Source organism: Frateuria sp. (genome assembly GCF_035695185.1).
Lineage (GTDB): Bacteria > Pseudomonadota > Gammaproteobacteria > Xanthomonadales > Rhodanobacteraceae > Frateuria_A.
This window is the reverse complement of record NZ_DASSES010000206.1, coordinates 1-19,451: the sequence shown is the minus strand read 5'-3', so window position 1 is coordinate 19,451 and position 19,451 is coordinate 1. Positions and strand designations below refer to the sequence as shown.

14 protein-coding genes and 2 pseudogenes are annotated in these 19,451 nt (G+C 68.4%); 10 read left to right on the top strand and 6 right to left on the bottom strand.

Features of this window, described 5'->3' with window-relative positions:
* Positions 1–290: 290 nt before the first annotated feature.
* From VFH59_RS16845 to VFH59_RS16835, 3 genes and pseudogenes are all read left to right on the top strand, one after another.
* On the top strand, positions 291–3,407 hold the full coding sequence (locus VFH59_RS16845; protein ID WP_325166071.1) for a hypothetical protein: 3,117 nt from the start codon (positions 291–293) through the stop codon (positions 3,405–3,407).
* A 180-nt stretch (positions 3,408–3,587) separates the two neighbouring features.
* Positions 3,588–3,713, top strand: a pseudogene (locus tag VFH59_RS18530) (helix-turn-helix domain-containing protein); the annotation flags it as partial.
* Between the two features lie 220 nt (positions 3,714–3,933).
* Positions 3,934–4,521: pseudogene (locus VFH59_RS16835) on the top strand (LysR family transcriptional regulator substrate-binding protein); the annotation flags it as partial.
* Here the strand turns inward: VFH59_RS16835 and VFH59_RS16830 are convergent.
* Positions 4,472–5,200 carry an SDR family oxidoreductase gene (locus tag VFH59_RS16830; RefSeq protein ID WP_325166069.1) on the bottom strand — a complete coding sequence of 243 codons (729 nt, stop codon included), beginning with the start codon at positions 5,198–5,200 and terminating at the stop codon, positions 4,472–4,474. The pseudogene VFH59_RS16835 and the gene VFH59_RS16830 sit on opposite strands and share 50 nt — an antisense overlap.
* Before the next feature lie 412 nt (positions 5,201–5,612).
* On the opposite strand from VFH59_RS16830, the gene VFH59_RS16825 reads away from it, so the two are divergent.
* On the top strand, positions 5,613–6,638 hold the full coding sequence (locus VFH59_RS16825; protein ID WP_325166068.1) for an alpha/beta hydrolase: 1,026 nt from the start codon (positions 5,613–5,615) through the stop codon (positions 6,636–6,638).
* Between the two features lie 114 nt (positions 6,639–6,752).
* On the opposite strand, the gene VFH59_RS16820 is transcribed toward VFH59_RS16825, so the two are convergent.
* On the bottom strand, positions 6,753–7,142 hold the full coding sequence (locus tag VFH59_RS16820) for a UrcA family protein (protein WP_325166067.1): 390 nt from the start codon (positions 7,140–7,142) through the stop codon (positions 6,753–6,755).
* Positions 7,143–7,310: 168 nt separating this feature from the next.
* Between VFH59_RS16820 and VFH59_RS16815 the strand changes: the two genes are divergently transcribed.
* The 3 genes from VFH59_RS16815 to VFH59_RS16805 all read left to right on the top strand — a co-directional run bounded on the left by VFH59_RS16815 (position 7,311) and on the right by VFH59_RS16805 (position 11,245).
* Positions 7,311–9,293 carry a winged helix-turn-helix domain-containing tetratricopeptide repeat protein gene (locus VFH59_RS16815; RefSeq protein WP_325166066.1) on the top strand — a complete coding sequence of 661 codons (1,983 nt, stop codon included), beginning with the start codon at positions 7,311–7,313 and terminating at the stop codon, positions 9,291–9,293.
* Between the two features lie 186 nt (positions 9,294–9,479).
* On the top strand, positions 9,480–10,283 hold the full coding sequence (locus VFH59_RS16810) for a hypothetical protein (RefSeq protein ID WP_325166065.1): 804 nt from the start codon (positions 9,480–9,482) through the stop codon (positions 10,281–10,283).
* 476 nt (positions 10,284–10,759) lie between these two features.
* On the top strand, positions 10,760–11,245 hold the full coding sequence (locus VFH59_RS16805; protein WP_325166064.1) for a hypothetical protein: 486 nt from the start codon (positions 10,760–10,762) through the stop codon (positions 11,243–11,245).
* A gap of 267 nt (positions 11,246–11,512) precedes the next feature.
* Here VFH59_RS16805 and VFH59_RS16800 read toward each other — a convergent pair whose 3' ends face one another.
* Positions 11,513–12,511 (bottom strand): zinc-dependent alcohol dehydrogenase family protein, encoded by a 999-nt coding sequence (locus VFH59_RS16800; RefSeq protein WP_325166063.1) that lies wholly within the window; start codon positions 12,509–12,511, stop codon positions 11,513–11,515.
* A 73-nt stretch (positions 12,512–12,584) separates the two neighbouring features.
* On the opposite strand from VFH59_RS16800, the gene VFH59_RS16795 reads away from it, so the two are divergent.
* Both VFH59_RS16795 and VFH59_RS16790 read left to right on the top strand, forming a co-directional pair.
* Positions 12,585–13,514, top strand: a complete 930-nt coding sequence (locus VFH59_RS16795) for a LysR family transcriptional regulator (RefSeq protein WP_325166062.1) — start codon at positions 12,585–12,587, stop codon at positions 13,512–13,514.
* The gene (locus tag VFH59_RS16790; protein ID WP_325166061.1) at positions 13,504–14,301 is read left to right on the top strand and encodes a hypothetical protein; all 798 of its coding nucleotides are present in this window, start codon (positions 13,504–13,506) and stop codon (positions 14,299–14,301) included. The genes VFH59_RS16795 and VFH59_RS16790 overlap by 11 nt, the downstream gene beginning before the upstream one ends.
* A 19-nt stretch (positions 14,302–14,320) precedes the next feature.
* Here the strand turns inward: VFH59_RS16790 and VFH59_RS16785 are convergent, their stop codons facing one another.
* The 3 genes from VFH59_RS16785 to VFH59_RS16775 all read right to left on the bottom strand — a co-directional run bounded on the left by VFH59_RS16785 (position 14,321) and on the right by VFH59_RS16775 (position 18,217).
* Positions 14,321–16,402, bottom strand: coding sequence for an alkaline phosphatase D family protein (locus VFH59_RS16785; protein WP_325166060.1), 2,082 nt, complete (start codon positions 16,400–16,402; stop codon positions 14,321–14,323).
* A gap of 452 nt (positions 16,403–16,854) precedes the next feature.
* Entirely contained in the window at positions 16,855–17,685 is an 831-nt protein-coding gene (locus VFH59_RS16780; RefSeq protein ID WP_325166059.1) for a DUF4339 domain-containing protein, read from the bottom strand.
* A 184-nt stretch (positions 17,686–17,869) separates the two neighbouring features.
* Complete coding sequence (locus VFH59_RS16775; RefSeq protein ID WP_325166058.1) at positions 17,870–18,217, bottom strand: DUF805 domain-containing protein; 348 nt, start codon at positions 18,215–18,217, stop codon at positions 17,870–17,872.
* Between the two features lie 179 nt (positions 18,218–18,396).
* Here VFH59_RS16775 and VFH59_RS16770 point away from each other — a divergent pair, with 179 nt between their 5' ends.
* Positions 18,397–18,990, top strand: coding sequence for a DUF5362 family protein (locus VFH59_RS16770; protein ID WP_325166057.1), 594 nt, complete (start codon positions 18,397–18,399; stop codon positions 18,988–18,990).
* Positions 18,991–19,451 lie beyond the last annotated feature (461 nt).

The following is a 19,451-nucleotide window of genomic DNA, read 5'->3' as shown; positions in this document are numbered from 1 at the left end:
AGTCGAATCGGGCCGCATCCGCCACGATCCGGTTGCTTGAAACGCGTCCCCGCCTTATCGGCCGACGGGCCGGCAAATGAAGACAGGCGATGCGGCGAATCCAGCGCGCGCGACGAGCGAGCTTGCATGGCGCCCACCGAGGGCCGGTCCCGCCTCACGCCACAGCCCCACAAGGCTACACGTGGCGCAAGCGCGGCGCGCGCCGAGGGCCCCGTGACTTCCTGCTCTTGAATCCCGCCCGGCAACGTGCGCAGATCGTTCGCTTCAGCCTGCCGACTCCGGAGCCACCCATGCGTCTGCGCCACAGCCTCGCCCTGCTCACCCTCGGAATCACGACGGCGCTGGCCGCACAGGCTTCCGTCGATCCGGCGCTGTACCAGGGACTGCACTGGCGCCTGATCGGACCCTTCCGCGGCGGGCGCGTGCTGACGGTGGCGGGCGTGCCCGGCGACAACCGGCATTTCTATTTCGGCGCGGTGGATGGCGGCGTGTGGGCCACCCAGGACGCCGGGCGCACCTGGCAGCCGATCTTCGACGACGAGAAGGTCGGTTCGATCGGCGCACTGGCAGTGGCGCCGTCCGACCCGAAGACGCTCTACGTGGGCAGCGGCGAAGCCGACATGCGTTCGGACATCGCGCACGGCAACGGCATGTACAAGAGCACCGACGGCGGCCGGCACTGGACGCACATCGGGCTGGAGGACAGCCGGCAGATCGCCAGCGTGCTGGTCGACCCGCGCAACCCGGACGTGGTGTTCGCCGCCTCGCTCGGCCATGCCTACGGGCCGAACGCCGAACGCGGCGTGTTCCGCTCGCGCGACGGCGGCAAGAGCTGGCGCAAGGTGCTGTTCAAGGACCACGACACCGGCGCGATCGACCTGGCCTTCAAGCCCGGCGATCCGGACACGATCTACGCCGCGCTGTGGCAGACCCGCCGCCCGCCGTGGAGCGTCTACCCGCCCTCGAACGGCCCGGGCAGCGGGCTGTACGTATCGCATGACGGGGGCGAGCACTGGAGCCAGCTGCAGGACAACGGCTTCGCCGCCCATCCCGGGCGCATCGGCATCGCGGTGGCGCCGAGCGAGCCGGACCGGGTCTACGCGCTGGTGGACGCACCGGCCGGCGAAGGCGGCCTGTACCGCTCCGACGACGGTGGCGCGCACTGGAAGCACCTGACCTCCGACCAGCGCATCTGGCAGCGCGGCTGGTATTTCTGCCGGCTCACGGTGGACCCGAAGAACGCCGACCGCGTCTACGTGATGAACACCATCGTGTTGCGCTCCGACGACGGCGGCAAGCGGTTCATCGCTCTGAAGGGCGATCCGACCGGCGACGACTTCCATCAGATGTGGATCGACCCGACCGATCCGGACCGGCAGATCCTGGGCGTCGACCAGGGTGCGCTGGTCACGCTCAACGGCGGCAAGAGCTGGAGCAGCTGGTACAACCAGCCCACCGCGCAGATCTACCACGTCAGCACCGACGACCGCTTCCCGTACTGGGTCTACGGCGCGCAGCAGGATTCCGGCGCGGTCGCGCTGCCCAGCCGCACCGGCAACGGCGACGGCATCACCATGGAGCAGTTCCACGAGGTGACCGCCGGCGGCGAGAGCGACATGATCGCGCCGGACCCCGACGATCCGGATATCGTCTACGGCGGCCGGGTCGACAAGCTGGACACCCGCACCGAACAGACCCGCAGCGTCGATCCCACCCTCGCCTACCCCGCCGCGCACTACCGTGCCGCCTGGACGCTGCCGCTGGCCTTCTCCAAGCGCGACCACAAGGTGCTGTACTTCGCCAACCAGCGCCTGTTCCGCACCGATGACGGCGGCGACCACTGGGCGCCGATCAGCCCCGACCTAACCCGCGAGGACGCCGGCGTGCCGGCCAACCTCGACGCCCCCACCGCCGCCGACGACAACCACGTCGACAAGCGCCGTGGCGTGATCTACACCATCGCCCCCTCGCCGCTCGACGCCAAGGCACTGTGGGTGGGCACCGATGACGGCCTGGTCTGGCGCACCGACGACGAGGGCGCGCACTGGCAGCCGGTCACGCCGCGGGCGCTGACGCCGTGGTCGAAGGTCGCCGGCATCGAGCCATCGCACTTCGACCCGGACACCGCCTACCTGGCGATCGACCGTCATCGGCTGGACGACGACACGCCCTACCTCTACCGCACCACCGACGGCGGCAAGGCGTGGACGCGCATCGACGCCGGCATCCCCCGCGACAGCTTCGTCAACGTGGTGCGCGAGGATCCGCGGCACCGCGGCCTGCTCTACGCCGGCACCGAACGGGGCATGTACGTCTCGTTCGACGACGGCGCGCACTGGCAGGCGCTGCAGCAGAACCTGCCGATGACCTCGGTGCGCGACATCGACGTGCATGGCGACGACCTGGTGATCGCCACCCACGGCCGCGGCTTCTGGATCATGGACAACGTCAGCGCGCTGCGGCAGATGGCTGGCCTGCAGGCGGACACGGCGACCCTGTTCAAGCCGGCCGATGCCATCCGCGTGCGCCTGGCCAGCTTCACCGGCACGCCATTCCCGAAGGACGAGCCGATGGCGGCCAACCCGCCCGATGGCGCGATGATCGACTACGTGCTGCCGAAGGCGGTGAAGGGCGCGGTGACGCTCACCGTGTTCGATGCGCAGGGCAAGCCGGTGCGCAGCTTCAGCAGTGCCGAGCCGGTGAGCAAGCCCGATCCGGCCAAGCTCGCCGTCGCACCGGAATGGCTGCCGGCACCGATGCGCCTGTCCACCGCGCCGGGCATGCATCGCTTCGTGTGGGACCTGCGCTATCCGTCGCAGCTGCCCGCCCAGCCCGACAGTTCGCAGGAGAAAAGCGGCGTCTGGGCGCCGCCCGGCCAGTACACCGTCGAGCTGCGGGTGAATGGTCGGCGCTACCGCCAGCCCTTGCAGCTGAAGGCCGATCCGCGCGTGCAGGTACCCACGGCCGCGCTGCAACGCGAGTTCGAACTGGCGCGCAAGGTGGAACAAGCCTCGGCACGCGCCGCCCGCGCCAGCACCGAAGCGGGCAAGCTGCTGAAGGCACTGGACGCAGTGCCCAAGACCACGCTGCATGCCCAGGTCGCGGCGTTGATGGACAAGGCGCAGGACCTGTCCGGCGTGGAGGCGCATCCCGACCCGCGCAACACGATCGGCGCCCCGCCGAAGCGCACCGACAGCCTGCGCGCCCTGGCATTGAACCTGGCCAAGCTCGAACAGGCGGTCGACGGCGCCGATGCCGATCCCAGCCAGGACGCGAAGGCCTCGTATGCCACCCTGTCGAAGACGCTGGATGCCACGGTCGAGGCCTGGCAGCAGCTGAAGCGCCGCGACCTGGCCGACCTCAACGCGCGGCTGAAGGCGGCCGGCGCCAAGCCGATCACGCTGTAGGCAGAAGGCCGCCAGGGAGCATGCAAACGGTGCGGCCGCCCGGTCGGCCGCACCGCAGCGAACCGGTCCGTCTCGCTATCGCGCAATAGGCCATCAGGCTGCACCGCGGCCGTTCCCGCGTTGGCCTTCACCGGCTTCTTCGGCGAACATCCCGCCATCGAACGGCAGCCGGACGTATGCATGCACCCGAGAGTGCTCAGAACCTTTCTGGCGGTAGCGCGCCGTGGCAACGTCACCCGCGCGGCCGAGGAAGTGCACCTGGCGCAGTCGAGCGTCAGCGACCAGTTGCAGTCGCTGGAGGCGGAACTCGATGCCCGGCTGTTCACCCGCACGCGCCAGGGCCTGCGGCTGACGGCGGCGGGAGAGGCGCTCGCCGCCCATGCGCAGGAGATCCTGGCGCGGGTCGACGAGGCGAGGGCCGCGGTGGCGGCAGCGGCCGGCCGGGAGACCGGCGCCGTCACGCTGGGCGCCCTGGAGACGATAGCCGTGACCCGACTGCCGTCGTGGATGGACCGCCTTCCGGCAGGCGCACCCGCAGATCGGGGTGAAGCTGAAGGTGATGGGCACCGGCGAGCTGCTGCATGCGGTGGGCAGCGGCGCGCTCGACGCGGCCTTCTGCTTCGACCGGGGCGGGTCCGATCCACGGCTGGCCAGGCGCGAGGTGCTCAGGGAGCCGCTGGTGCTCATCGCCGCACCAGGCGCTGCCGCCACCCGCGGCGACCTGGCCGAGACCCTCGCATCCGCAAGCTTCGTGGTGACCGGAAAGGGGTGCGTCTATCGCCACCTGTTCGACGCGGCGTTCGCCCGCGCCGGCATCGCCGCCCCCGTCCCAGTAGCCGAGGTGGACAGCATCCGCGCGATCGCGCGCCTGGTGATGGCCGGCTTCGCCATGGGGCTGGTGCCGCGCCTGGCAGTGGCGGCCGAACTCGCGCGCGGCGAACTCGTGGCGATGCCCTGGCTCGATCCCGACGCCTCGGCCTCGCTGCTGATGCTCTGGCGCCGGCAACGCGTCCTGGCGCCGGCGCTCCGGCGCGTGCTCGACCATGCCGGCGCCACGTTCGGGCTCACGCCAGCCGATGGCCTCCCTCCACATGCAACACCGTGCCCGTCGTGAATCCGTTGCCCATGAGGAAGGCAATGGCGTCGGCGATGTCCGCGGGCTGGCCGATGCGCCCCACCGGCAGGCGTTGCGCCATCGCGTCGAGCGTGGCGTCCTTGGCGTCGCCCGCCACCGCCGACCAGATCGGCGTATCCACCCAGCCGGGCGAGACGGCGTTGACGCGCAGGGGCGCGAGCTCGACCGCAAGCGCCCGCACCAGCCCTTCCAGTGCCGCGTTGATCGCCGCCACCACGCTGCCGCGCGCGGCCGGCCGATAGGCGGCGACACCGGAGGTGAAGGTGAGCGAGCCGGCGGCGTCGAGCTTCGGCGCCCCATGCTTGGCCAGCAGCAGCGGCCCGAGGAATTTGCTGTCCACGACCCGCTGCGCGTCCGCCAGGTCCAGCGCGGGCAGCAGCTGGTAGGCGCCGCGGATATCGGCGGCGGTGCTGACGATGTGGTCCAGTGTGCCCGTCCGCGCGAACAACGCGGCCACCTGGGCTTCCTGCGCGATGTCGACCTCGACCGCCTGCAGCCGCGCCGGCGCTTGCAGGGTGGCGCGAGCCGCCTGCAGGCGCTCCGCGCTGCGCCCGGCAATGGTCACCGCGGCACCCGCCTCGAGGCAGCGCTGCGCCACGGCCAGACCCATGCCGGAGCTGCCTCCGACGATGAGGATCTTCGCGTCCCGGACGTTCATGCGTACTCTCTCCAAACCATGTGTGGCGAACACCATGGCATTGCCCCGCACACCCGCGGAAACGGAAAAAGCCGAACGCACCATCGGCGTCGCCGATGGACGGGACGGTCGCGCAGCCCGGATGTTGAGGCCCATCGGCCACCACATTCCGAAAGCGCTGGTACCGGTCCAGCGCCGACGCCTCCGGGCCGGTTTTGCTGGCCGGCGGTCGGTGGGAAGGCAGGCGCGCTGGCGCACCGGTGGAGGCCGCTCGCACCGGCTGCGGTAGTCGCCGCGCGTCGGCGGCATGGCCGCATGCACCGCTCCCCTGCCGCGCTCAACGGCCCTGGCCCCCTGAACTTCCTGGCGCCTCCCCGAGTCGATGAAGAGCCTGCCCGGCGCCACGGCCCGGGCCATCGACAGGAGACAGGCCTTGAACAGGACGTACCTCAAAGCGGGCAGCACCCTCTTACTGGCCGTGGTGCTTGGCCAGGCCCGGGCCACTGACGCGAGCCACGCTGCCACGCCACGACGCATACCGGACAGCTATGCGCACGCGGCGAAGCTGGTCGACCTCGGCCATGGCCGCCACCTCAACCTGCGCTGCACGGGCAGCGGAGCGCAGACCGTCATGCTCGAGGCCGGCGCCATCGCCGACTCCTCCACCTGGTTCAAAGTGCAGCCGCTGCTGGCCTCCCATGCCCGCGTCTGTGCGTATGACCGGGCCGGCTATGGCTTCAGCAGCGAGGGCCCCTTGCCGCGGGATCTCGGTGCCGATGTGTCGGACCTGCACGCACTGATCCGGCGTGCCGGCCTCAGGACCCCGCTGGTGATGGTGGGGCATTCGCTGGGCAGCAACATCGTCCGTCAGTATGCAAGTCGCTACCCGGCGGACGTGAGCGCACTGGTGCTGGTCGATCCGCCCGCGCAGGCCGTCGCCAGGTTCGCGCCCGCCTGGCAAAAGGACGAGGACGCCATGTCCGTGCAGCGGCTCGCGTTTCTTCACCAGTGCGAGGCGGCCGCCGAAAAGCGCGCACTGCCGTCCACCTCGCCCGCCCTGGCTCACTGTCTGGCCAGTGGCGATCCGCTTGCCAGCGCCCGGCTCAATGCGGTGAGCCTGGCGCACAAGTCGAAGCCGGCGTTCTGGCACACCGTGCTCTCGGTACTCGAGAACAATGCCGAGGTGTTCCGGCAGCCGGTGTCGGCACGGGAGACGCACGGCGCGACACCCCTGATCGTGCTGTCCGCCGCCAACACCTATGCCGACGCCCTGCCCCGTGACCGCAAGGGGCTCGAAGAAGCGCGTGCCCGCACGCAGGCGCAGATCCTGGCCAGCTCCTCTCGCGGCACGCTGGTGCAGGTTCCGGAGTCCTCGCACGACATCCAGATCGATCAACCGGACGCGGTGGTGAAGGCGGTCCTTCAGGCCCTGCGGCTCGCGCGGCATGCGCCTGAGTAAGGCGGTCGGGCCAGAGCGCCGCTGGCCGCGCTCCGGCTCGGGGGATCCGGAAACCCGACCCGCCACTCAACGCAGGGAACGTCGCCGGCGGCGACATCGCGACGCCACTGGTTTCTAGTGGCCGGCCGCGCCACGCAAGGTGAGCAGCGATTCCGTGCCTCTCCGGCCTCGCAGCGGCTTCCTGTTCTTCAGGTTGTATACGGCGATCAAGGCGGGTTCGTTCACGTCGGCCACGGCGTTGGCGATCGCGTCGTGGATGCAACGCGCCTCGGCCGCGCTCGACCGGAACCAGAAGTACGAGCATACGCTGGCCGCCGCAGCATCGATGCGGCCGTACAGCTCGGTGGCGCCGGCCGGAGTCGATATCTCGAGATCCGCAAAACTGACGACCTTGCTCTCTGAGTTGTTATGGGCGGCGTAGACGCTCGCGCTCGCGGCCAAGGCACCCACGAGCGCCGTCACCATCCATCCACGAAACGTGCTGGAACGGAAGATCGTGTTCATGTTCCTCTCCCGGTTTTCCGAAGATTTCACGCCAGGTGAAACCGCGTGGCAGACATTGCCTACGCACAGGGGATGTAAGCCTCTCGCCCCTGGAAAAGCTTGAGAGAACGCTGGAATTTTCTGACTGAAAATCGACCGGATCGAACACATCTCCGGTCAGGACCCGCGATGTCCGACGCCCACCCAGTCGCGTACGAATTCGATCGATTCATCTTGGCGCCGGCCGAGAAGCGGCTCGTGCGTGACGGAAACGTGGTGCCACTTGCCCCGAAGGCCTTCGATACGCTGCTGCTGCTGGTCCGCAACCAGGGGCGGCTGGTTGAAAAGGACGAGCTGCTCAGGACCCTCTGGCCGAACAGCGTCGTCGAGGAAGTCGCGCTCGCGCACAACGTCTCCCTGCTGCGCAAGGCGCTCGGTGACACCACTGGAGCCCCCCGGTTCATCGAGACCGTGCCCAAGCGCGGGTACCGCTTCATCGCCACCGTGCAGGAACGGTGCGCCCCCCGCGTAGCGTCCCCAGCCGCGGGCGCCGGGAGTGGCCAGGCACCTTCGGCCGGGTGGCATGGCCTGCCGTCCCGAGCGGTCGTCATGGCGGCGTTCGCGGCGGTTCTGTTGCTGGCGTCCGGCACTGCGGCCTACCTCTACCTTGCGCCAGCCGCCGAGCCTGTCGAAGGAACCCCTCCTGCCATCCACTCGCTGGCAGTGCTGCCGTTTGAGAACCTTTCCGGCAACAAGGAGCAGCAGTACTTCGCCGACGGAATGACCGACGAGCTGATCACCGAACTCGGCACCATCGGATCGCTGCGCGTGGTTTCGCGGACCTCGGCGATGCAATACAAGGGCTCCCGCAAGCCGCTGCGTGATATCGCCGACGAGCTGAGCGTCGACGCGGTGGTCGAAGGGACCATACTGCGCGCGGGCAACCGCGTGCGCATCAACGCGCAATTGATTGCAGCGGCCAGCGATCGCCACCTGTGGGCCCGCAGCTACGAACGTGACCTGCGTGACGTCCTCGCCCTGCAGGACGACGTTTCGCGCGATATCGCGGCGACCGTCGGGGTCAAGCTGACACGCGCCGGGCTCTCCGTCGAGCGTGCCATCGATCCGGAAGCACATGACGACTATCTGAGGGGTCGCGCCATCAACCCCCAGGCGCATGACGACTATTTGCGGGGCCGCTATTGGTCGAGCGGGATCCCGGCTGAACGTTTCGCCAGCGGGGACAACGCGCGACGGGGGCTCGACTATTTCCAGAAGGCCATTGCCATCGACCCGACCTACGCGCTGGCGTATGCCGGCGTCGCCGATGCCTACCTGTCCCTGGCAGGCGGCTCACTGAGTTACGAGGAGGCTCTTCCCAGGGCCAGGGCGGCCGCCCTCAAGGCGCTGCAACTCGATCCGTCCCTCGCGGAAGCGCACCAGGCGCTGGCCGGCGTAAGCCTCTACGTCGGGGACTGGCCGGGTGCGGAACGGGAGTTCAAGCGGGCCCTGGCGCTCAATCCCAACTACGCCCTGGCGCACGAGGGGTATGCGGCCTACCTGGCCTCGATGGGCAAGCTCGACGAGGCCGTGAAGGAAGACGAACGCGCCGTTGATCTCGACCCCGTCTCCGTTGGATCCAATGCGAACCTGGGGATCATGCTTTACCTCGCGCGCCGCTACGACGACGCCATGCGCCAGTTGCGCCGAAGCCTGGAAATGCATCCGGACCTGGGCTTGTGGAACTACTTCATGGGGTATGTGTTCGAGCAGAAGAAGATGTTCGCCGAGGCCTATGCGCAGTACCACCGGTCCCTCGTCCTGAACAAACAGACCGAACGCGCCGAGGCAGTCGAGCAGGCGTACAGGCGGTCGGGGTATACAGGCGCGTTGCAGCAGAGAATCCGGTTTCTCGAACCGCCGAACTCGTCGGACAAGGAGCCGAACATTCCCCTGATCGTGCATGCGTACGCCATGCTCGGCGACGACGTCCATGCGCTGCAGTGGCTCGAACGCGCTTCGCGGGAACGCCAGCCCAAGATGTCGGGGTGGCTCAACGACCCCGCGCTGGACCACCTGCGCGGCTCGCCCCGCTTCCGCGATCTGGTTCGTCGCATGGGTCTGCCTGTATCCGGAAAAGCGGAAAAGGGCCAAGCCGGGCCGGCGCGGTAGCGCTAGCGATCCGGCTCGCTGCGGGACACGCCGCCTTTCCAGGAGCTGCCCGCCCGTCTCGACCCAAGGAGCAAAGAGCAAAGGCAGGTCGGAGTTGCGCGGAGGGCGACGCCGGCCCGCCGCCGCGTCCACGCCGCCTTGCCGGTCGCAGAGTAGCCTTGCGCTCCCCGGAAGGAGGATCGAAGCATGTTCCATCGGACCTGCACATGGCTCATCCTGCTGGCCGCCGCGCTGTGTCTGCCGGGTGGCGCCCGGGCCGAAACCGCCGGCGCAACCGGCAGCACCCTGTCGCTGCAACAGGCGGTCGACGGCCACTGGCGTCCGGCCGCCAACAAGGCGCGCGACCGCTATCGCCATCCGGTCGAGACGCTGCAGTTCTTCGGCATCCGCCCGGACATGACGGTGATCGAGCTGGCGCCCGGCGGCGGCTGGTACACCGAGATCCTGGCCCCATATCTGGCCGCCAACGGTCACCTGATCGAAGCCGGCGCATCGCCCAGGTTCGCCGCCCGGCTCAAGGCCGAGCCGGCGATCTTCGGACATGTCGCCGGCAGCGTGCCGTTCGCGCCACCCGGACAGGTGCAGCTGGGTGCCGCCGGCTCCGCCGACATGGTGCTCACCTTCCGCAATGCGCACGACTGGCTCAACGACAGCCCCGCCGCGCTGGCCGCGGCATTCCGGGCCGCCTTCGCCGTGCTCAAGCCCGGCGGCGTGTTCGGCGTGGTCGAGCATCGCGCCAGGCCGTCTGCCGACGCCGTGCAGAGTTCCAAGGCCCTGCACCGCATTCCCGAGGACTACCTGATCGCACTGGCGCTCAAGACCGGCTTCCGCCTCGACGGCGTGGCGCAGATCAATGCCAACCCCAGGGACCCGGAAGACGTCAACGTGCACCGCCTGCTGCCGGACCTGGCCGGCCCGGACGGCGAGCACGCGAAGATGAAGGCAATCGGCGAATCGGACCGGATCACGTTGCGGTTCGTGAAGCCCTGAGGGGCCGGGGCTCTTCGCGTCGAATGGAAACCGGTGCGGCGGCAGGAGCCTGCCACGGGCCTGGCGGGTCCCGGCGACCATGATGGGTTGCAAGCCTCGTGATCGCCTGGCTGGTCGGCCACGTGAGTCGGGCGTGAGGCACGGGGCCGGGCGAGGCCCATGCAAACGGGTATCGCTGTGGCTGGAACGCCCACGGCCCTCCAGCCTCCGTGCTTGGTCAGGTGAGGACTCGGGCGTGAAGAGGGAAAACCTCAGGCTCTGATCCCTTTGTTCGCACGCCGGTTGCCTGCTCATCCGGCCCGTGGCGGCAGTGCCCCTTTTCTGACCTGCCTTTCATTGCGGGCGGCGTAGTGTCGTTCGGTGGTGTCGAGCGTCGGCCCCTTTTCAGGTCTCATCGAGCCTCCACGCGGTGAGGTAACGGGTCGGTTTGCGGGCAGGACGAACGCACCGTTCTCAACACGAAGGAGGAAGAAAACATGAAAGCACGCATCCCATGCGCTGCCCTCGCGTCGGTACTCGGGCTGGCACTGTGCGGCGCTGCCGCGGCAGCCCCGGCGGACGACATGTCCAGGTCCCAGGAGAATTGCCACATGGAGTTCACCCTTTCCGGGTGGTCGGCCGTCTACAAGACCGCAAGCGGCTCCGGCAGGCTGACCTGCGGCACGAAGACGGTGCCGGTCAAGTTGAGCGCAAAAGGTGGCGGGCTCACCGTCGGCAAGTACAAGATCACCGATGGCCAGGCCACCTTCTCCAACGTCAACACGATGCAGGACGTGTTCGGCGACTACGCCATGGCCTCCGCCCACGTAGGCGCAGCGAAGAGCGCGCGCACCGCCGTGATGTCGAAAGGCAGCGTCACCATGGCGTTGAGCGGCACCGGCAACGGCTGGGATATCGGTGTCGGTTTCGGGCGCTTCACGATCAAGCCGGCCACGGGCAGCGCGGGCAACAACGGGCAGTAGGCTGCGCCGCCCAAAGGCGGGTCCAAAGGGCCAGAGTGCACTTTCCGCGGTCCAAAGGCGGCGGAGAGGCCTGCTTCACCAACTCGCGGTAGGCGGCCTGCCGTGTCTCCGGATCGGCTCCGAGCGACAGGAAAAGCCGGATGAGCAGGCGGTCCGGCAATCCTCCGGCGTTGGCGCCGCAGCTCGGCCACCGGCAGTCGCCCGGTTCCCCGACCCCAGGGAGACAGACCGGCGCGGGAACGCGCCACCGGCTTACCGGGAGGCGCTTCAGCCGATGGACACCACGACCTTGCCCCGGGCCTCCCGATGCTCGAGCAGCGCATGGGCCGCACCGACCGCATCGAGATCGAACTGGCGGGCATCCAGGAGCGTCCTGAGCAAGCCCGCGTCGGCCAGGCGGGTGGCCTCGCGCAGGATCTCGCCGTGGTGCGCCCGGCCCTCGCCGGTCAGCAGCGGCAACAGGGTGAATACGCCCGAATAGGTCGCCGCGCGAAACGAGAGCGGCGCCAGCGCATGCGTGCCCCAGCCCAGCGAACTGACAACATGGCCGAACCGCGCGACCGCCTTGAACGAGGCATCCAGGCTCGCGCCGCCGGCGGTGTCGAACACCACGTCGAAGCCGCGGCCGGCCGTATGGGTGGCGACATACTCCTCGACCGGCATCTGCGCGTAGTCGATCGGTATGGCACCCAGCTGGCGGACGATGTCGGCGCGCGCCGCGGCATCGGTCGCGTACACCCGCGCGCCGCGGGCGAGCGCGATCTGGATCGCCATGCTGCCGACACCGCCGGCGCCGCCCTGCACCAGCACGGTGTGACCCGCAGCGACGCCGGCGCGATCGACCAGCCCCTCCCATGCGGTGATGAAGACCAGCGGCAGCGAGGCCGCTTCGCGCATGGTGAAGTGCGTCGGCTTCAGGGCCAGCAGGCGGGCGTCCACTGCCGCGTATTCGGCCAGCGAACCCTGCACGCCACCCACGCCGCCGGTCATGCCATAGACCTCGTCACCCACTTGGAAAGAGGTGACGCCCGGGCCGACGGCAGCGACGATCCCGGCCATGTCGATGCCCAGGATGGCAGGCAGCGGATGGCCGGCGTGCTCCGCCGCACCGGCGCGGATCTTCAGGTCCAGCGGATTGATGCCGCTGGCCATGATGCGCACCAGCACCTGCCCCGCCGCCGGCACCGGCCGGGGCACGGATGCCAGACGGAACGAAGCGCCGTGGGTTTCCAGAACGGCGGCCTGCATGGAGGAGGATGTGTTCATGTCGGACTCGGCGCTGCGATGAGGTGACGCCACGCTACGCCGGCCCGCCCTCCACCGAAATCCAGATAAGCGCATGCGATCCATGCACAATTGCATGGTGCGTGGACGCGCCTTCGCGGCGCTGGTTTGGCCCGACCCCGAGGTACCCGCGATGGAATGGAGCGACCTGCGTGTTTTCCTTGCCATCGCGCGCGAAGGGACGCTCGGCGCGGCCGCACGCCAGCTCGGACAAACCCAGCCGACCATGGGCCGACGGCTGCAGGCGCTGGAACTGGCCGTGGGGCACAAGCTGTTCCAGCGGACCAAGGGCGGCTTCGTGCTTACCGACGAAGGCACCGCCGTGCTCCACCACGCCGAGCGCATGGAGGAGGAGGCCTTCGCCCTGCAGCGCCAGCTCGGCGGACAGGAAGGCCAGTTGGAGGGCATGCTGCGGCTTACCGCGTCGGACTGGTTCGCCGAATACCTGCTGACGCCGGTGATCGCCGACTTCTCGGCGCGGCACCCGCGGGTCGTGGTCGAACTGCTCACCGACGCGCGGTTCTTCAGCCTCTCACGCCGTGAAGCGGACCTGGCGTTCCGCATCGCACCGTTCGACGAACCCGACGTCGTGTCGCGACGGCTGCTGCGCATGCCGTACGGCGTCTACCTGGCCACCGACCATCCCCTGCCGCGCGCCGGCGACGGCACCGGCGCAGGGCTGATCACCATGGACATCGCCTTCAGCACCATGCCCGATGTGGCCTGGCTGCAGCGGATGCTGCCGAACGCGCACGTTGCCTTCCGCAGCAACGCCCGCGCCGTCCAGGCGCGGATGTGTGCGCAGGGCGCCGGCATCGCGGTGCTGCCCCGCCCGCTGGGCGACACGGTCGCCGGCCTGCAGCGCATCGACCTCGGCGAGGAGCCGCCGACACGCGAGACGTGGCTGGGCTACCACCGGGACATGCGGCGATTGGCACGGCTGCGTGCGCTGCTGGACCTGGTCGTGGAGCGGCTTGCGGACTGACAGCTCGTGCATCGCGCCGGTAAGCAGTCTCCTGGAAGATGCTCGAGCCTGCGGCGGCCTCCCGGCTGCCAGCTCAGCCGGCGCCAGCCTGTCGGAAAATTGCACGCTGGTTCGGTTTTTCGCCGCCGTCTACGCCCGGCTGCGCGGCGCCGCTGCCGCCGATGCGGCGGCGGGAAGGCAGCGCCTTCATCCGGCAGCAGTTGCTCATCGATACATTTCGCCGCTGAGAGGACGACCGATGGCCATCTGGGAACTGAGGTGCGCGACGCCCAACGGCTTTGCCATGCTGGTGCCGGTCGATCGTGACGACCTGGAGGAGGACGTGTTCGACGCCACCGGCGCACCCAAGCACTGGCCGGATCGGCCCCGGGTGGCATTCCACGTGGAGAAGCGCCGCAAGGTGCAGAAGCCGCATGCGAACGTCGGCCTGCTGGTTCCCGGAGCCCTGGTCCTGGACGGGAAGGCACGGGCCGCCCTGGGCGAGTTCCTGCTCCGGTCGGGCCAGTTGCTCGAACTCGACTGTGAGGGCGAACCGCGCTGGTTCTACAACGTCACGCGCGTGATCGCCTGCGTGGATGCCGGGCGGTCGGCGACCTTCGGGGATGGCGGCATCGCCCGCGAGGTCTTCGACGAATCCGCCGTTCCGCCCGAACCGCTGGTGTTCAAGGATCCGCGCACGGCGCCGGTCAGGATCTACGTCAACGACGCCGGCAAGGCGTTGATCGAGCGCGAGGCCGGGGAAGCAGGTTTGAGCGGCATCGAGTGCGGTGAGCCCGGGCCGCTGTGAGCCGCATCCAACGAGGCCGTCAAACCGCCAGACCGGGATCGCCCTCCACCACCGTCTGCCGCATCCGCGGCCGCTCGCCGGCCTGCCACAGCGGCACTTCGTGGCGGACGCGGTAGCGCAGCGGGCCGCCATCGGGGCTGGAGCTGCGCTCGATCGGGCGCGGGATGCAGACGAACTCGGTGACCATCGTGCTGGCGTCGACGCGGACGGTCGCGTAGCCGTGGCCACCCATGTCGACGAAGGTCAGGTGCGGGGCCAGGTCGGGGTTGCTGGCGGCGTGCGCCTTCGCGAGGTCGCCGCTCCTGGCGAACTCCAGCGCCGAGCGCACGCCATGGTGCATCAGCAAATTGACCGTGGGTTGCGTGGGTCCGTCGCCCGGATTGGCGACGTACAACGGGCGCAACGGGTCGTCCTTTCTCAGGTTGTGCTCGGAGGCTTCCAGCATCCCCGGGGAAATGAGCGAGCCGCCCACGAAGGTGACGCCCACCGGCTCGAATGCGGCGGGCGGCAGGGCCTTGGCCGCGTAGCCCGCCCAGAAGCTGTGGCGGTCGCCCGAGACGATCGCGAACCCGGTGATTCCGGCATCGCGCACGGCGTCGAAGATCTCGGCGCGCTCGTGGTACGCGCCACCCCAGTCGCCGGTGGCCATGACGGCATAACCTGCGCCGGACCATGAGCCCAGCGCAGGCGGCAAGTGCTGCGGATCCACCCGCCAGTCGGGCGTGCCCAGCGAGTTGCCCCAGATTTTCCAGGTGGCCTGTGCGCCGCGCAGGCGCTCGAGGAACCAGGCCTTCTGCTTCGCCCCCAGGAAGGTCTGTGCAGCCTCGGCGGCACGGTAGTTGGCCACGCGCTTGCCGCGGAAGGAGAGCTTCGCGGGCGGATGGCCATCGGCGTAGTCGCGGCCCGCGTCGAGCTGCATCGCCAGCTCCTCCGGGACCCAGCCCAGGGCGTCGCCCTCGAACAGCGGGGTGAGCTCCTCGTGCGAGCCGGGGTCGCGCGAGCGGAAGCTGTGCTGGTCGGTGAGGATCAGGTCGATGTGCCGGCCCCAGCGCAGGGCGCGGTACACGATCAGGCTGTCGATGGCGGCGAGGTTGTTGGCTTCGCGCCCGAGCCCGTCGTCATCGAACGCCGTGACGGGGGCATCGACGACGTGCGGCGCGACGAAGGTATCCAGGCGGGCCCCCGGCGCCGCGACTCGCGCCGGCTGGTATTCGAACCAGGCCTGGTTGGCCGCGACCTTGAGCGTCTGCGCGGGAACCAAGCCTGCTGTGCCGGGGAATTCCTGGATCGACTGCCAGCCCTGCCAGGAGAACTCGTGGTTGTCCCACACCGCCACGAACGGCCAACGCGCACGCGCATCCTGCAGATCCGGGTCCCGCAGATAGCCGTGGTAGAGGGCGCGGTAATCCTCCAGCGAGGCCGGCACCCAGTAACGGTCGTTGGCGACCGTCTTGCCCGTCGGGTAGTGGACCGGGAACGTGATGCGGCGGTCGTAGCGATGGCCGTCCTTGACCTGGTCGGGGTATTGCACGACCTCGTAGACGAAGTCGCCCAGGTGCAGCACGAAGCCGATCCGCTCCTCGGGCGCGGCGCGCTCGTCTTCGAAGATCATGCGCCGGTAGGCGTTCAGGGCACCCTCGCAGACGTCCTGGCAACTGACGAAGGCGAAGCGCGCCGGGCGCGGATCGTCGGGGCCGGGCGCGGTCATCGTGCGGCCGATGCGGCTGCCGTTGCCCTCCTCGTCCACGAAGCGGTACCAGTATTCGCGCGCCGAAGTCAGCTGGCCGACCAGCACCCGGCAGGTCCAGTCGGACGCGGCCGACACCCGCGCCGCCGTGGTCGCGATCACCTTCGTGAAGTCCGGATCCTCCGCCACCTCGACCCGCAACGTGGCGCTCGTGCGCGCATCCGCATACGGGCGCCGCGTCCAGAGCAGCACGCTGTTGTCGTCCGGATCGCCCGAGCCGACACCCTGCGGATACAGTTCCCGCCGCTCGCGCCAGCCGCTCGACGACGGGCGCACCGGTGTGCAACCCAGGGCCAGCGCCGCGCCCAGCGTGGCGGAGAGTTTCAGGAACCGGCGGCGGTCCATGGTTGGCATGAGGCCCCTTTTTCCGCGGTGGATCGTGATGATCCGCTGCGGGGACGCTAGACCTTGTTGCAGCCTGGGGAGTGTGCCGGAAGTACCGAGGGAGGTGCGGGGCGCAGCCACGTGTGATGTCGTGGCTGCCACGGGACCCAGGCGGCCTGGGGGCAGGTTTAATTCCCTCCGCCCCTTCTCTGCGAGGCGAACGGCGCCGCAGGTCCCTCCGGCCCTTTTGCCACCTATTTCTCTCGCGGCCCTCCTGCTCACGCGGCAATGCGCGTGATCCGCTCAACGACCTTGCCGCGCGCACGATGGGCTACTTCGAGGTCGTAGCCCGCCTGCAGCCGCAGCAGCGCTCACTGGCACCCAGTGCCTCGTGTCCAAAAGAAGGCCGGGGCCACCTCACACCGTCCCCTTTGGAGGTCGCGCCGCAGGAGGTGATGGGACCACCGCCTGCGGCTTCATGGCTACTGGTCGTACGGAATGCGCACGTAGATCTGGTCGTCGCCCTTCTTTTCGATCGTGATGCTCAGATCGTTGCCGTTGTCCAGCGTGGCGGTCGCCCTGTAGAACCCATCGGACACTTCCTCGTCGATGCTGACCGACTTGCAGGCCGCCCCCCCCCCGAACTGCCGCTGTACGATCTGCGTGACGACCGGGCAGGCTGAGGCCTCCAGGTTGGCCTCATTCCCGCCCCAGCCGATGAACGTGGATAGCAGGAATGCCGCAATCCACGCCCAGAAGTAGTGTTTCTTCTGGCTCAGAAGGCTGGCGCGCTGCCAGAGGTAGACCGGCACGAGCACGGTCATCCAACTGGCGGGCACCTTGTGTCCGGCGGACTTCAGCTTGCGCTCGTCGAGAACGCAGCAGATCACGTTGGCTGCGACATAGAGCCAGACCAGCTCCCGCGATGCCAGCAACTCGATGAGAACGCCGACCAGCGGAACGGCGACCACCGCCCAGACGAAGCGGTTGTCGACATCCTCGCTGGCCAGCGGAGGCGGTCCCGACTCAGGCAGCGGCGCGAACATCGCTGCAAACAGTTCTTCGGCCGGCGTCCAGGCACCGGCGCCGGACCAAAGCGATGTCGTCCGCTTGATCGTGCCGTTGCGGATCAACTGCTCGATATCGGCCTTGCTGCAAGGGCCATTACGTTCGCCCTTGTCCGCGTAATACCACGCGTCACTGGCGGCGCTCGTCGGATCGGCTACGGTTTCCATTTCCTTGTTTCCCCTGTTTGCAGTAACAAGCGAACCGCCGGATGTGATGAAGTGAATCCGGTCGGCCGACTTTTTCAAGCCACAATGCCGGAACAACTGAACCGGTCCCCGCTAAACGCCCTGGGTAATCGTCCAAAAAGGGCATGCGCACCGCGACCACATGCGGTGTCCCGATCCGATCAGGCTGAAACCCGGGTCAAATCGAGACACCCGTGGCACGGCCACGGGTGCCATTATCTTCGGAGCCCTGTCAGGCGACGGCTCAGGCCGGCCGGGCCTCCAGCTTGGGGTTGGGGCCGAAGCGGTTTGCACCCGGCGTGCCTTCGGTGCAGGCGAAGACCAGGTTGACGATCGGCAGCAGGATCCACCAACCGCTATGGTCGGAGTCGTGCATGCGGCGCACGCCCACCGCGATGCTGGGGATCAGCACGATCAACTGATAGAGATTGAGCAGGAGCTGTCCCTTCTGATGTGTGCCGGTCAACCCAAGGACGACAGCGAGGCAGACCACGATAATCAGGTTGAACAGCACGAACATCCAGTATTCCTTGCGACGCGCACGGCCGCTGAACATCGCGTACTTCTTGAGTACGGCGAGATACCAATTCATACGTTTTCCCCCCAGTTCCTATGGTTAGCGACAACATTGCGTTGTCGCGGGATCGAGTATGCCGAGCGCCGAAAAGCGGTGCAAGACTGAGCGCCCGCCTCGCTGCCAAAATCCTATTGCGGCGAAAGGGATTACGGGGTTTCATGCGTTTGATAACTACCAAGCCACAGGGGGCGGCAATGCAGAGCAAGCCGATATGGATATTGCGTAACGGGCAGAACCAAGGACCCTATTCGCCCGACCAATTGATGGCCTGGCTCGCGGAAGGTCACGTCAGGCAGGACGACCTCGCATGGTGCGAGGGTCACGCTTGGCGACCGCTTGGCGACCTCCTGCGCGAAGCCGGCTGCCCGCTGCCGCCAGCCCCGGATACCCGCCGACCCACTCCGGCCTCCGCGACCGAGCCGGACGTCATCGTTCGCCGCATCGCCGACTACGAACGGGCTTCAGGCGTTCTCTGGATCGTCCTGGGCATCCTTCAGTGCATCACGCTGGTAGCCATCGTCGCCGGCATCTGGAACATCATCGCGGGCGTCAGCAGGCTGCGCGCAGTGCCGCTGATTCTGCAACGCGACCCGTCGGTGCCCTCCATGGTCGAGGGCATCGGCCAATTGTTGATCATCGGCTTGCTCAACGTGATCCTGGGTGGCGTCATTGGCGTGGTGTTCGTGGCGCTCGACTTCTACATTCGCGACGTGATTCTGAAGAACCAGCATCTGTTCGGCGTCGCGCAGCCGACGACGCCACAACCGGAGACGGAACCCAGCGTCTAACCAGCAAAGGCGGGTCAGAGTGCTCTTTCCGCGGCTTTACGCGGGCGCCCAATCTTCGCGGGACCGGCACTACGACCCAACTGGGCCTCCACTGCGGCACGGAAGCGCTCTCTGCCGAGTACGCGCTGGCGCTGCAGTTGGAGGCGTATGGCTGTCAGGTCGTCACCGAGATGGCCTGCTTCACCAGTTCACGGTAGGCGGCCTGTCGCGTCTCCGAATCCGCGCCAAGGGCCAGGAAGTTCGGGTGCGGCTTTACCAGGCCCCCCCTACTGCGTTGGCGCCGTAGCTCGACCACCGGTAGTCGCCCCGAGCACCGACCATGCGTACGCGCACCGGGTTGAGCTCGATATAGCGGTAGCAGTGCAACAGATGAAGGCGAACGGGGTCAGGCGAACGGGGTCAGGTTGGGCTAGGTCCGCTCTCTCGGACACCACAAAGCGAGGACAATCCTCGCACGGAGG